At 49.1% G+C, this 13,408-nt stretch carries 11 protein-coding genes; 7 read left to right on the top strand and 4 right to left on the bottom strand.

Annotation, left to right across the window (positions count from 1 at the left end; all coding sequences use genetic code 11):
• Positions 1 to 97: 97 nt before the first annotated feature.
• Both moaA and LKD70_RS15455 read left to right on the top strand, forming a co-directional pair.
• A complete protein-coding gene (gene moaA, locus LKD70_RS15460; protein ID WP_227708775.1) occupies positions 98 to 1,090 on the top strand; it encodes a GTP 3',8-cyclase MoaA in 993 nt (330 codons plus the stop codon).
• Between the two features lie 81 nt (positions 1,091 to 1,171).
• Positions 1,172 to 1,729: a MogA/MoaB family molybdenum cofactor biosynthesis protein gene (locus tag LKD70_RS15455; RefSeq protein ID WP_407690986.1), complete on the top strand. Its 558-nt coding sequence runs from the start codon at positions 1,172 to 1,174 to the stop codon at positions 1,727 to 1,729.
• Positions 1,730 to 1,854: 125 nt separating this feature from the next.
• Here LKD70_RS15455 and LKD70_RS15450 read toward each other — a convergent pair whose 3' ends face one another.
• The 4 genes from LKD70_RS15450 to LKD70_RS15435 form a co-directional block, all read right to left on the bottom strand.
• Positions 1,855 to 3,297 carry an amidohydrolase gene (locus tag LKD70_RS15450; protein WP_227708772.1) on the bottom strand — a complete coding sequence of 481 codons (1,443 nt, stop codon included), beginning with the start codon at positions 3,295 to 3,297 and terminating at the stop codon, positions 1,855 to 1,857.
• A gap of 73 nt (positions 3,298 to 3,370) precedes the next feature.
• Entirely contained in the window at positions 3,371 to 4,129 is a 759-nt protein-coding gene (locus tag LKD70_RS15445; RefSeq protein ID WP_407690987.1) for an amino acid ABC transporter ATP-binding protein, read from the bottom strand.
• A 1-nt stretch (position 4,130) separates the two neighbouring features.
• Positions 4,131 to 4,916, bottom strand: coding sequence for an amino acid ABC transporter permease (locus LKD70_RS15440; RefSeq protein WP_227708771.1), 786 nt, complete (start codon positions 4,914 to 4,916; stop codon positions 4,131 to 4,133).
• Between the two features lie 56 nt (positions 4,917 to 4,972).
• Positions 4,973 to 5,881: a transporter substrate-binding domain-containing protein gene (locus LKD70_RS15435; RefSeq protein WP_227708770.1), complete on the bottom strand. Its 909-nt coding sequence runs from the start codon at positions 5,879 to 5,881 to the stop codon at positions 4,973 to 4,975.
• Between the two features lie 208 nt (positions 5,882 to 6,089).
• Between LKD70_RS15435 and LKD70_RS15430 the strand changes: the two genes are divergently transcribed.
• The 5 genes from LKD70_RS15430 to LKD70_RS15410 all read left to right on the top strand — a co-directional run bounded on the left by LKD70_RS15430 (position 6,090) and on the right by LKD70_RS15410 (position 13,403).
• Positions 6,090 to 7,472, top strand: a complete 1,383-nt coding sequence (locus LKD70_RS15430) for an ABC transporter substrate-binding protein (protein ID WP_227708769.1) — start codon at positions 6,090 to 6,092, stop codon at positions 7,470 to 7,472.
• Positions 7,469 to 9,391 (top strand): cache domain-containing sensor histidine kinase, encoded by a 1,923-nt coding sequence (locus LKD70_RS15425; RefSeq protein ID WP_227708768.1) that lies wholly within the window; start codon positions 7,469 to 7,471, stop codon positions 9,389 to 9,391. The genes LKD70_RS15430 and LKD70_RS15425 overlap by 4 nt, the downstream gene beginning before the upstream one ends.
• Positions 9,384 to 10,955 carry a response regulator gene (locus tag LKD70_RS15420; protein WP_227708767.1) on the top strand — a complete coding sequence of 524 codons (1,572 nt, stop codon included), beginning with the start codon at positions 9,384 to 9,386 and terminating at the stop codon, positions 10,953 to 10,955. The genes LKD70_RS15425 and LKD70_RS15420 overlap by 8 nt, the downstream gene beginning before the upstream one ends.
• A gap of 155 nt (positions 10,956 to 11,110) precedes the next feature.
• Entirely contained in the window at positions 11,111 to 12,415 is a 1,305-nt protein-coding gene (locus LKD70_RS15415) for an extracellular solute-binding protein (protein WP_227708766.1), read from the top strand.
• Positions 12,416 to 12,494: 79 nt separating this feature from the next.
• The gene (locus LKD70_RS15410; RefSeq protein ID WP_227708765.1) at positions 12,495 to 13,403 is read left to right on the top strand and encodes a carbohydrate ABC transporter permease; all 909 of its coding nucleotides are present in this window, start codon (positions 12,495 to 12,497) and stop codon (positions 13,401 to 13,403) included.
• Positions 13,404 to 13,408 lie beyond the last annotated feature (5 nt).

The raw sequence follows: 13,408 nt of genomic DNA, 5'->3' as shown, positions 1-13,408 counted from the left end.
GGTTGGTTTGGCGATTGACATTATACCAGAAAAGGGAGGTCAATGCTCTTTTTATTTGCAAACCTCCGAAAAATCAAGGTAAAACGTAACTTTTACAATAAAAAACGAAGGTAGTTTTGACACTACCGGATTTGGCAGAGAGATAGATTATATGAGGATATCTGTCACGGACAGGTGCAATCTGCGGTGCAGATACTGTATGCCTGACGGAGTGCCGCTGACCTCTATGGAAAAAATACTGACTTTTGAGGAAATTAAACTGGTCTGCCAGGCGGCCGTAAGCCTCGGAATTACGAGATTTAAGATCACGGGAGGGGAGCCTCTTGTGCGGCTGGGATGTCCGCAGCTTGCAGGCATGATCAAGGCGATTCCCGGTACAGAGCAGGTAACTCTCACTACGAACGGTATTCTGCTTGAGAGGTATCTCGGAGAACTTGCGGAGAACGGACTGGACGCGGTCAACATCAGCCTTGATACGATGAAGCGGTCTGTCTATGAGCAGATTACGGGATACGACGGCCTTGAGGCGGTGAAAAGCGGGATAGAAGCAGCGGTAGAGACAGGCATGAAGGTGAAAATCAACTGTGTTCCCCAAAGCGGCGTAAATGATGACGAGTGGGAGGACTTTGTCTGTCTTACGAAGGACAGCCGGGTGGACGTCCGCTTTATCGAGATGATGCCGATCGGTTACGGAAAGAAATGTGCGGGCATGTCAGGGGACGAGATTCTCAGGAGAATCCGGGAGAAGTATCCGGATATTGAGAAGGATGACAGCGTACACGGAAACGGCCCTGCAGTGTACTACCGCCTGCCGGGGGCGAAAGGAAGCGTTGGATTTATCAGTGCGATTCACGGGAAGTTCTGCGGTTCCTGCAACCGGATCAGGATGACTGCCGAAGGAGAACTAAAGCCGTGTCTGTGCTACAATGACAGCGTGGATATCAGAGAGGCGCTCCGGACTCCGGGGTGCAGCGAGGAGCAGATCCGGGAGCAGATCCGGAAGGCAGTTCTCGGGAAACCTCAGATGCACTGTTTCGAGAGAGCGGATCAGATGAGCGAGGAACGTAAGATGAGCCAGATCGGCGGATGATCTGGAAGAGAAGATGAAACGCGGCGAATCGCAGAGACGCAGGCAGACCGGAAGATAAGCTGCGTTATCGGATGAGTCAGAATGGAGGTCAGAGATAAGATGGATAAAACAGAGTCAGTCGGCAGACCGTTTACGGCTGCTGTTATCACACTGAGCGACAAAGGATATGCGGGAGAGCGTGAAGACAAGAGCGGGCCGCTCTTGAAAGAAATGCTGACAGAGGCAGGGTATGTCGTGGAAGAACTGATTCTTCTGCCGGACGGAGAGGAGATGCTCCAGAGAGAGTTGATCCGTCTTGCGGATGAGAGACAGGTCAATGTGGTTTTTACAACAGGAGGGACCGGTTTCTCAGAGAGAGACGTCACCCCTGAGGCGACGCTGGCCGTGTGCGACCGCATGGCAATGGGGATTGCGGATGCGATCCGCCAGTATTCGCTCTCCATTACAGGGCGCGCGATGCTAAGCCGCGCGGCTTCCGGCATTCGGAAAAAGACACTGATTGTCAATCTGCCGGGAAGTCCGAAAGCGGTGAAAGAGAGTCTGGAATATATCCTGCCGCACCTTGGACATGGTCTTGATGTCCTGAGAGGGACATCCGGGGACTGCGGCGGACAGAGCCCTCAGACGCATCAGGGCTGAGAATTAATCCCTGACACGCAGAAAAGAGACAATCCCGGAAAATTCGGACTTTTTAGGAACCGGATTCTCTGTCGGACTGTCTCTTTCTTTTTATCCCTCGTATTTCAGGGCGTAAAACCCCTCTCTCAGTCCGGAATGGCCGGAACCGCGTCTTCCGGTATCGGACACACATATCCTGCCGCCATGCGTTTCTCAAACTCTGCTCTCGCCTCATTTAAGAGTTCCGGCTTTTCAAAAAGATCAACGGCTGCAGCTGCCAGCACCTTTGCGGCGTGGACGGCAGCCTTGCGGCCGACGCTGCTTCCTGCGCAGGAGACGTTCTGCCAGCTGTGGCCCGGGCACCCGTTGGGCCATGCCGCGACATGAATCTGCGCGGTGGGGGTAAGCTGGCTCACATCGCCGACGTCTGTGGATCCGGGCTCAAAGGCATCTCCCTGGTACAGAGGTGCGAGAAAGTCGTTCATGGCGTGGCCGAAGTCTTTCTGCATCTGTGCGACCTGCTCGCGGAGAAGCGGATCATTTTCAGCGCCGGCCCCCGGAACATGGTCATTTCCGGAGTATGTCCGGGAGAGCTGATCTGTAAACTCAAGTTCTTCCGGTGTATGGGAGGGAACACCGAGTTCCCGGAAGTTTTCATAAAGTACTTTCTCCAGCACGGAATTGCTGACCAGGTCGGCCATCCCATCGATGAATTTGCGCTCCAGCACAGTGTCGGTCATAAGAGCCGCGCCGTCTGCGATCCGGTCCACTCTCGCCTGGAGTTCCACCGCCTCCGCGACATGGTTTGAACGCACCATATAGAGCACGCTCGCGCGCGGCTGAACCACGTTGGGGCTGATCCCGCCGGCGTCGGTGATCGCATAGTGGATCCTTGCGCGGTCACCCATGTGCTCACGGAGAAACTGCACGCCGATATTCATAAGCTCCACCGCGTCCAGGGCGCTTCGCCCTTTCTCCGGCGCTCCGGAGGCATGGGAGGCGATGCCTGTGAATTTGTACTGTGTCTGGATGCAGGAGTTGGTAGATCCGGTCCATACATCGTTTACATCCTCAGGGTGCCAGGTGAGCGCTGCGTCAAGCGTTTTCCACAGTCCGTCTCTTGCCATAAATGCTTTGGAAGCGCCGCCTTCTTCACCGGGGCATCCGTAGAGGATTACCGTTCCCTCATGTCCGCTTTCCTCGAGATAAGCCTTCACGCCGAGGACCGCGCCGAGGGCGCCTGCGCCGAGAAGATTATGTCCGCATCCGTGTCCGCATCCGCCGGGAGTGAGTTCTCTGCGCTCAAGACTTCCGGCTTCCTGTGAAAGCCCGGAGAGGGCGTCATATTCGGCAAGAATACCGATGCGCGGGCTGCCGGAACCGTAAGAAGCAGAGAAAGCGGTTTCGATTCCGCAGATACCCTTCTCCACCCGGAAGCCTTCTTTTTCCAGTACACTGCAGTAGTATGAAGCGGATTTTTCTTCCTGGAGAGAGAGCTCCGCATAGTTCCAGATCTGTTCCGCTGCAGCGCAGATGAGCTCCTTTTTTGTACCGACAGCAGATACAGCTGTCTGTTTTGAATGATTCATAGTCAGATCCTCCTTATAGCTTAGAATAAATGATCCCGGAAGAAAAAGCTCTCCGGGATCAGTGTATATACGTTTACAGGACTTTCGCGAGAAAATCTTTCAGACGCGGGTTCTGCGGATTGTCGAAGATGTCCGCCGGAGTCCCCTGTTCAAGAAGCATTCCGTCCGCCATGAAAAGAACACGGTTTCCGACTTCGCGGGCAAATCCCATCTCGTGGGTGACAACAACCATGGTCATTCCCTCCTGGGCCAGCTCTTTCATTACGTCAAGCACCTCGCCGACCATCTCCGGATCAAGGGCGGAAGTGGGCTCGTCAAAAAGCATGACTTCCGGCTCCATAGCCAGCGCGCGGACGATTGCGACACGCTGTTTCTGTCCGCCGGAGAGCTGAATCGGATAGGCGTCCGCGCGGTCTTTCAATCCCACGCGGTCTAAAAGCTCCAGCGCCTTTTTCTCCGCGTCCGCTTTCGCGATGCCTTTTACCTTCATCGGGGCCAGCGTCATATTATCAAGAATAGTCATATGGGGAAACAGGTTGAAATGCTGGAATACCATTCCCATTTTCTGACGCAGCTTGTCAATGTTAAGTTTTACTGTTTTTCCGTCTTCGTTTTTATACTTTTTCTTTGTGATGTCAATTCCTTCGAAAATGATGGAGCCCCCGGTCGGCTCTTCCAGAAGGTTCAGGCTGCGCAGAAAAGTGGATTTGCCCGAACCGGAAGGTCCGATCACAGCCATGACGTCTCCTTTGTTAATATCGACGGTAACTCCGTCAAGAGCCTTGATGGTTCCGCCCTTATAATGCTTTTTCAGATCAGTTACCTGAATGATGCTATCTCTTGTCGCCACGGCTCATCCTCCTTTCGAAGTAAGCGATAATCTTGGAGGTGGGGAAGCACAGACAGAAGTAAATCGCTGTCGCCACCAGTAACGGTTCAATAATGATAAACGAAGCGCCGCGCACCGCGTTTACCGCAGACATAATATCCTGTACGCCGATGGTATATGTGATTGCGGACTCTTTGATAATTACGACAAATTCGTTCGCAATTGCCGGGAGGATATTTTTGATTGCCTGAGGCAGAATGATGTATTTTAAATTCTGGCTCTGTGACAGACCGAGAGAACGCGCCGCTTCTGTCTGCCCGGAATCAATGGACTGGATACCGGAACGGATGATCTCGCACAGATACGCGCCTGAATTCATTCCAAGCGCAACGACACCCGGAAGAAATCTCTCAAAACGGATAAAACCGAAAAGCTGGAAGCTGGGCAGGTCAACCATGCTGAACACGCCGTAGTAAATGATGAAGATCTGAACAAGTACGGGCGTAGAACGCAGAATTTCGACATACGCTGTCGCGATAAAGTCCAGCGGGTTAAAGCGGCTTAAAAGCGCGAGAAAACCTTTCTCACGCGTATGGCCGTCGGAATCAATGCCAAGCGCGCGAAACGGCCTTAAATTGGACATGCGCATCAGGGCCAGTATCAGGGCCAGGCAAAATCCGATTACGACCGTGAACACAGCCAGCAGGATCGTTACAATCGTGCCCTGCACAAAGAGCTCTGTATACGGCGCGATACGCCCGAAATTTTCCAATTTTATAAACTGATCCATTCGTTACTCCTTTCACTCAGAAAAACGGGCCCCCGAAAAGGGAGCCCGCAAAACATTTACTGAACGTTGCCGTTCTCGTCAAGCAGACCCTCATAAGTCTGGCCTGAAGCCTGCTCGTTTGCCTCGGCGATGAATGTCTCCATACTTCCGTCAGAGAGAGCCTGGGCAATCGCTTCGTTGACCGCTGCAAGAAGCTCCGGATTATCTTTCACAACTCCGACAGAAGCGCCGTTCTGCTCATACGGAACTTCCAGGACGATTTCAAGATCCGGGTAATTCTGCTGGTAGCTCTTCGCAACATCCGTTTCGATGTAAGCAGCATCCATTGTGCCGGCCAGAAGCTCGGAGATGATATCCGTTACTTTCGGAAGGGAAATGATGTCGGCATCCGCGCTGTTCTCATTCGCCAGATCGAGCTGGATGGAACCGGTCTGGGCGCCGATTGTAACGTCCGGGTTATTTAAGGCTTCAAAAGAATTATATGTATCCGCATTGTCCTTTGTTGTTACAACAGACTGGGAGCCTGTGTAATAGGAATCAGAGAATTCCATAATCGCCTCTCTGTCCGGGTCAGGAGCAAATCCTGACATACCCAGATCAACAGATTTTGTCTGCAGCTCACTGAGCACACCGTCAAAGTCTACGGTAACGATCTGGAGTTCCAGCCCCATGTAGTCTGCAATATACTGTGCCAGAGCGATATCGAATCCTGCCAGGGTCGGATTGCCTTCCTCGTCGATCGCATAGAACTCATACGGAGCAAAATCCGGGCTTGTAGCCACAGTCAGGACACCCGGTGTAACAGTTTCAATCTCTGTGGAGGCATCGCTGTCTCCGCTTCCGGAATCTGTGCTCTCGGCACTGCCTGAATCAGATGAACCGGAACTGTCTTCCCCGCTGCTGCACGCTGCAAATGACATTGCAGTACATGCTGCAAGTAATAAAGCCAATACTCTCTTTTTCATAATTATCCTCCTTATGGGAATTGTATAAATATGTAGCAGAAACTCATATTTATTTACTATCCTAATTAGTATATCGGATTTTCAGAATTAATCAAGTCCTAATGTTAAAAATAATAGTTTTTGTGAAAAAGGCAGAATATGCTATAATTATCAGGTAAGTATGAATACTGAGCCGAAACAGCTGTTTTGATAAACAGGAAGGAAAAGAATGGGAACCAAAAGGACAAAATTTTTAAATTCAATGAGCATAAAGAGGACCGGCATCTGTGCGCTGCTCGCTTTGGCGGCGGCAGGCATGGCCGCATGCGGAACTGATAAGGTTGAAGCGGGCGTTCTGTCTGAGACCCCGGCCGGCGAGGAGGAAAAAGCTGATCTTTCTATTTTTTATTCGGGAGAGAATACGGTCTGGATCTCTGCGATGGAGGAGCTGTGCGAGGCATTTTCAAACAGGTATCCCCAGTATACTCTTCAGGTAGAGTATTCGACGGGGGAAAGCTACACGGAAGAGCTCAAGGCAAAGGAGGCCACCGATGAGTTCCCGGACGTATTTGAGATTGAAGACCCGTATATGTTTGAGACGGCCGGGAAGCTTGGGGAGATTGACCCGTCTATTGCCGAGCTGACGGAACAGCCGATTACGGTAAACGGGAAAATATGTGCCCTCCCGTTTTACGGAACATCATACGGAATTATATATAATAAGGTAATTTTCAAGCAGTATAATCTTTCAGTCCCCGAGACGTACGACGATTTTATTGCCCTGTGTGATGAGCTTTTGTCTCTCGGAATCACACCGCTGGCTCTTGGAGGGAGTGAAGAGTCTGCCAGTGAAGGGTGGATTAATTATTTCTTTCTGACAGATGTTGAGAAGAATAATCCCGAGTGGATTGACCGCCGACTGAACTCGGAAGTGTCTTTCCGGGACGCGGATATGCTTGGGGCGCTTGAACATTTCCAGGATCTGATGACAGGAAAGTATATTCTCGAAGATTCTGTCAATATGGGCGATACACAGATCATTTCCTATATGATAAACCAGGAGGTGGCCATGTATTACGGCACACCGGCCATGCTGGCAAAAATCTGGGAATCCTACCCGAGGGCGATGGACTCAGACAAAACCCCGCTCGGGGAGGAGCTGGAAGATGATACGGTCAGGATAAGGCCCGGCTGGTTTTACCTTCCGGATTCAGACGGAAACAGTGTTGTGATTGAAAATACAGGCTCTATATGGGCCGTCTCAGATGAGTGTATGGCGGACAGCAATAAAAAGAAAGCTGCCGAGGCATTTCTGAAATTTTGCTATGAAAAAGATAATTACAGAAAAGTACTGCAGGCAATGTACGGCATGCCGGTTACGAAAAGCGCGGTTCTCTATGCAGCCCCGGCTGTTCAGCAGGGGGTTCTGACGGACTACAGATATGCGGACAGAAGCGAAGAATTTCTGGGAAATCTGGAGACACCGGAGAATTTCCGGATAGAAATGACAGATATTATCAATTCACTTGCCTCCAATACGATCGAGGTGAATACAGCGGCCCGTCTTCTTGACGAGAGCTGGAATAAAGCGACAGAGGAACAGAAAGAATGAGAATGTTACATTTTGGAAAAAGCATTGCAAAAACGGTACGGGAACAGATAAGCCGGCATATGCCGGGCAGATCTATGAGCCTGTTTACAAAATCTGTAGTCGCCCTGATCCTGATCGGCCTTCTGCCGCTGGTAATTATGAGCATGATAATTTATAATGCTTCCCTCGGCTCCCTTCAGACGGTCATGCTGTCAAATATGTATCGTACAACACTCACAATCGGAAGAAATATAGAATCACTTCTGAGCGAAATGGAAGAGGACACAAAATATTTGTACAGTGCCAGAAGCACTGATTACGGATATATTTACCAGCTTTTGGAAAATGATTCTGTCAGCTCTGATAAAAAGGCAACGGAGATCAGCGACATGCTGAGGAATATTTTATATATGAATCAGTATATTGACCATGTGTTCCTTGTCCTCCCTGACGGAGAGGTGTGTTCGGCTATGCATGCGCCTGAAAGGATTATCAACGAATCTCTGATGCTGGAGTGGCATAAAGAGAACTACCAGGAGGACTCAAGGGAGATGCAGGTCCATCCCGTACATATCGTTGATTATTATATGGGAACAAGAAGCAGTGATTTTACGGTATCGAGAAATATTATGAACACGTCTACAATTGAGAACGCGTCCAGCGAAATACTGGGGACACTGTATATCGATATCAGCGAGGAATATCTGGACAGCATTATCAACGAGACAAGGCTGGAGGAGGGAAGCCAGATTTACATTGTGGATAAAAGCCTGAGACAGTTCGCCTACAACCCATACCCGGCGGATGACGACTATGATGAGAGCAGGCTGCTTTACTACGTGGACGATATGGACAGCAGATACCAGTACATAAACGCGGACGGTGACTATTTTATTTACAGCGAGGTGCCCGGCACAGATTGGCTGATTGTCGAGAGAATTTCATCATATCATCTGAGGGACAGCTATCAGGCAATCCGCAATATGACACTGCTCATTATCGGAATCAGCACGGCGGTTCTCGTGGTTATCTATTATTTTTATTCTAAAAAGTCCAGTCAGCCAATCCGGAACCTGGCGGATGCCATGGAGTCGATTGAGCAGGGAAACCTGACGACACGGGTGGATATTCAGTCAAACGACGAGATCGGTTATCTTGCGCAGGGGCTTAACAGCATGACTGAGAACCTGCAGAGCCATATCAGGAAGGTATATATTGCCGAAATCCGTCAGCGGGATGCAGAGATAGAAGCTTTGAAAACGCAGATACAGCCCCATTATCTTTATAATACTCTGGACGTAATCCGTATGATGGCCGTCACTCACGATGACCGGGAGACCGCGGAGATGATAGACGGACTGTCAGGCCAGCTTAAATATCTGATGGGGAGCGCCCGGGATATGGTAACTCTGAGGGATGAAATTGAAAGTGTGAGGAACTATTTTAAGATTATCCGAATCCGGTATGAGAACCGTTTTTCACTTGAGATCAATGTGGAGGATGACATGATGGATCTTAGGGTTCCCCAGCTTATTCTTCAGCCTGTTGTGGAGAATGCTGTCAAGCATGGGCTTAAGGAGAAGGAAGGGGAAGGTGTTGTAGCCATACAGGCGCAGATGTCCGGGGAAGGGCTTGAGATTACTGTGATGGACAACGGAGCCGGTATGACGAAGGAACGCCTTGAATATGTAAGAAATCTTCTGGAAAGCCATGAGACAGAGAACCACCCGAGGAGTAAAAGGGCAAGTATCGGAATTAAGAATGTTTATGACAGGATCAGGCTGATTTTCGGTGACAGATACCATATTGAGATCAGCAGCTTCGAAGGAATCGGAACTATAGTGAAGTACAGGCTGCCCGTTATCAAAGCGGACAGCGCAGGCGGTGAAAAGAGCGCGGAAGAAACAGAGCGGAATGCGCAGGGAGGGAAAAATGTTTAAAATTATTCTCGCGGACGACGAGCCGATCATAATCAAAGGACTTAGAAAACTGGTTGACTGGGACAAGCTGGACGCGGAGATTGTGGCGGAGGCGGCAAACGGGGAGGAGCTTTTTGCCAAAATTGAAGAGTTTTCACCGGATATTATTATCTCAGATGTATCTATGCCGAAAATGTCCGGGCTCGACGTTCTCAAAAAAGTAAGAGAAACAGACAGCAAAGTAAAGTTCATTTTTTTAAGCGGATATCAGGAGTTTGATTATGTGCGCACGGCGATTCGCTACGAGGCGCAGGAATACCTGTTAAAACCGGTTGGAAAGGAGGAACTGCGGCAGGCGGTTCTTAAAGCGGAACAGTCTCTACGGGAGAACAGTCCTCTCGAATACTGGGAAGAAGAACAGGATGATTTTCAGTCAGTGTTCCGAATGATCAATTCTGAGGCGGAATACCGTGAACTGTACGATCATTTCCGGGAAATCGGGATAGAGACAAAGGATATGGTCTTTACCGGAGTCTGCTTTTCCCTGCCGGCGAATTTCTACAGAAAAGTACAGGATCAGAATATGCAGGAACTTCTCCGGTTTTCTATTTTCAAAAAGATCCAGGAATACGTGAAGCGGGAAAAGAACGGTTTTATTATTAAAAGGGAGGCAAACAGCAGCAATCTGATCCTTTTGAGTCCGAAGGAAAATTACAGGGAAAAGACAGAACGGGAGATAGAGCAGATACGCGGAAGTATTTACAGTGAGTACAAGGTAGGTCTTGTCACAGGGATAGGAAAGTCGTCAGAGAATATAAAAGAGCTTAAATACGTGTATAAAACCGCGAAGTTCTGTTCGGAACTCTACTATTTTAACCAGGAAGAGTTTATCCGCTATGATGACGTGTCGAGGGAGTTTAAATGCTCTTTTGAGGACTATAATAATAAGTACAAAGAGCTGGTCAGCAGCTTTTTAAGCAATGACGATTCATGGCCGCAGCGTCTGGACGAGACTCTGGCGATCATAGAGAACCTGCACTACGGAAACCGGTACGCGGCAGAAAACAGATGTATTGTCATGGCAATGAATCTGTACAGAGATCTGGAGGAATATCATATACTTTCGCCGGATAAGAGGGCGGAATATGAGGAAGCCGTGGGGGCAATGCGCCATCAGATGAGCTATGAGGAACTTAAGAATTATGTGAAAAAGTTCCTTTCGGATTTCCTTGACAGAAATGCGTTCCAGGATACTCCGGCTGAAAAACAGACAATCCACCAGGTGAAGGAATACATACAGAAGCATTATGCGGAAAATCTGACTCTGGGTAAAATGGCGGAAGTAGCTTATATGAATCCGTATTATTTCAGCTCTTTCTTTAAAAAGGAGACAGGGCAGAATTTTAAGAGCTACCTGACAGATGTGAGAATGAAAGAGGCGGTCGGGCTTCTGATGAACAGCGAGATGAAAACGTACGAGCTTGCAAAGGCAGTAGGCTATAACGACGTCCGCAGCTTTACGGATAAATTCAGGGAATATTACGGGGACAGTCCGTCCGGATACAAAAAATCAAAGCGTTCCTGAAAAGAGAAGCCAATATAAAAAAAGGTGGGTTTTTCAACAAAATGCTGTGGTATTTTTAAGCTAAGCCCTCGGGTTTGTTGCAACTGCACAAATGCTGTGCTATGATTTTTCCAGTACGAAAGGTACGGGAAAATATTATGAAAGAGGGTATGAAAATGAAGAAAAAGGTAATTTCACTCATGCTGGCAGCTGCAATGGTTGCATCTCTGACAGCCTGCGGAAGCAGCTCCTCAGGAAGCGACAGCTCAGGCTCAGGTGACAGCTCAGGCTCAGGCGATGGCGAAAACGTTGTTGAACTCTGGACATGCTGGACAGAAGGAGCTGTAACAGAGGAAGAAAGCTTAAAGCAGATCGAAGCATTTGAAGAGGAGACAGGAATCACTGTTAACCAGACGAACTTCACATACGACATGCTTCATGAGAAGATCCTGACAGCAGCAGCGGGCGGAAACGTTCCGGATCTGATCTGGGGACTTCCGGAGTACGTCGGTGAGTTCTACAACATGGGTATCCTTGAAGATCTGACAGACCGCTTCAATGAGTGGGAAGACAAAGACGCCCTGTCAGAAGCAGTTGTGAACGCAATGACAATCGACGGAAAGGTTGTTGGTATTCCGTACGAGATGACAGTGCGTGCTTACCTGACACATGCGGATGACCTGACAGCAGCAGGCATCGAGGCTCCGGCTACATGGGAAGACCTGATGGCTCAGACAGATTACTATTCAAACAACGGTAAGTATCTGTCAGAGATCGCTGCTACAGGCGTTCGTTCCGCACAGGAGCTGATTGTATATCTTGCACAGTATGACCTTGAGATTGCAACAGCACAGGACGACGGAAAATATAAGAACACATGGAATGACAACGCAGACGAGCTTGAGAAAGCTACAAAAGTATTCCAGATGTACAAAGATCTGATCGACAACGGCATTATCGATCCGAACTGCGCAAACTACGGATGGGAAGAGACAGATGAGAACTTTGCAACAGGTATCGTTTCCAGTTATGTAACAGGAAACTGGCTGGCAGAGAGAGAAGAGTCCAACCCGGATACAATGGCAGATGTAGCTGTTAATCCGATCCCGTATCCGTCTGACGGACACCAGGCTACATACATGGAGTGTAAACCGCTCTTCATCCTTGCGGACAGCAAGAACAAAGACGGCGCGTTCCAGCTTGCTACTGCATTCTGCAGCTATGACTGGCAGTCAGCAGCATTCGCAGACAGATCTCCGCGTTCAGATGTGTCCACAGACAGCAAATGGAGCAAAGACTTCCAGGCACTGGCTGACACAGGTATCACATTCCCGCCTGTAACACTCGGCGGAATTACACAGGCTATGCAGGATGCTCTTGCAATGGTTCTTCAGGAAGGTGAAGATCCGGCAGCAGCAGCTGAGTGGCTTGGAAATGCAGTAAATGATGCACTGGCAGAGTCCGGAGAATTAAGTGAGTAGTAAAGTAATTCAATAAAAAGCAGACGGGGCTGCTGCACACATGCAGCGGCCCCTCTTTATGCGAAAAGGGGGCACACAGATGAAATCACTTCGCAGATTAACAAGAGATCAGAAGAAGTTCAGGACAGCCCTGATCATGCTGGCGCCGGCGCTTGTATTCCTCGCAGGGATGATCGCGTACCCACTGGCAACAGTTATTCACGACGCGTTTACATACAGGCATCTGATTAATTCCAGCATGACCGGATTTGCTGGACTGGAGAACTTTAAGACAGTCATCAGTGACGAACATTTCTTCGATGCCGTACAGCATACGATTATCTGGACAGTATTCTCCGTGCTCGGAGAATATATTATGGGTATGGTTACGGCAGTTCTTCTGAATCAGAAATTTAAAGGAAGAGCAATTTTCAGAACCTTCATTTTCATCCCGTGGCTTGTGCCGATTATTGTGGCAGGTATGACATGGGAGTGGATACTTAACCCTGAGTTTGGTATCTTCAACTATATGCTTACAAGTTTTGGCATTGTTGACGCGCCGATCAATTTCCTCGGTAATTCCGACTATGCGCTGGCAACCGTAATCTTCGTTAATATATGGAGAAGTTTCCCGTACTATACAATCTCCTTCCTGTCAGCAATGCAGTCCATACCGGGAGACCTGTCGGAAGCGGCTGCAATCGACGGAGCAGGCATGTTCAGAAGATTTTTCAGCGTGACACTGCCGCAGCTTCGTTCCGTATCCCTTGTTATTGTATTTATCCATGTGATCTGGACGGCTGTAAACTATGACTTTATCTGGGTAATGACAGAGGGCGGACCGAACTACGCGACAGAAACACTGCCGATTATGATTTACAGATACTCGATGAGAACGTTTAACGTAGGAGCGGCATCTGCGCTGTCTACAATGATGTTCGCGGTGATGGCGATCCTGTTCGTCTTCTACTACAGGAAGAGAACGAAGATCAGCGAAGACATGGCGTAATAGAA

It is taken from the genome of Ruminococcus turbiniformis, from assembly GCF_020687545.1.
In the GTDB taxonomy this organism is placed as follows: Bacteria; Bacillota; Clostridia; order Lachnospirales; family Lachnospiraceae; genus Mediterraneibacter; species Mediterraneibacter turbiniformis.
The sequence above is the reverse complement of the archived record's forward strand: the minus strand, read 5'-3'. Positions and strand labels throughout refer to the sequence as shown.

What these genes read in the sequence shown, in the direction of transcription:
- LKD70_RS15455 (WP_407690986.1), top strand. Translation starts at nt 1,172, where the DNA reads ATGGAGGTCAGAGATAAGATGGATAAAACAGAGTCAGTCGGCAGACCG.
- LKD70_RS15410 (WP_227708765.1), top strand. Translation starts at nt 12,495, where the DNA reads ATGAAATCACTTCGCAGATTAACAAGAGATCAGAAGAAGTTCAGGACA.
- LKD70_RS15425 (WP_227708768.1), top strand. Translation starts at nt 7,469, where the DNA reads ATGAGAATGTTACATTTTGGAAAAAGCATTGCAAAAACGGTACGGGAA.
- LKD70_RS15435 (WP_227708770.1), bottom strand. Translation starts at nt 5,881, where the DNA reads ATGAAAAAGAGAGTATTGGCTTTATTACTTGCAGCATGTACTGCAATG.
- LKD70_RS15420 (WP_227708767.1), top strand. Translation starts at nt 9,384, where the DNA reads ATGTTTAAAATTATTCTCGCGGACGACGAGCCGATCATAATCAAAGGA.
- LKD70_RS15440 (WP_227708771.1), bottom strand. Translation starts at nt 4,916, where the DNA reads ATGGATCAGTTTATAAAATTGGAAAATTTCGGGCGTATCGCGCCGTAT.
- LKD70_RS15415 (WP_227708766.1), top strand. Translation starts at nt 11,111, where the DNA reads ATGAAGAAAAAGGTAATTTCACTCATGCTGGCAGCTGCAATGGTTGCA.
- LKD70_RS15450 (WP_227708772.1), bottom strand. Translation starts at nt 3,297, where the DNA reads ATGAATCATTCAAAACAGACAGCTGTATCTGCTGTCGGTACAAAAAAG.
- LKD70_RS15430 (WP_227708769.1), top strand. Translation starts at nt 6,090, where the DNA reads ATGGGAACCAAAAGGACAAAATTTTTAAATTCAATGAGCATAAAGAGG.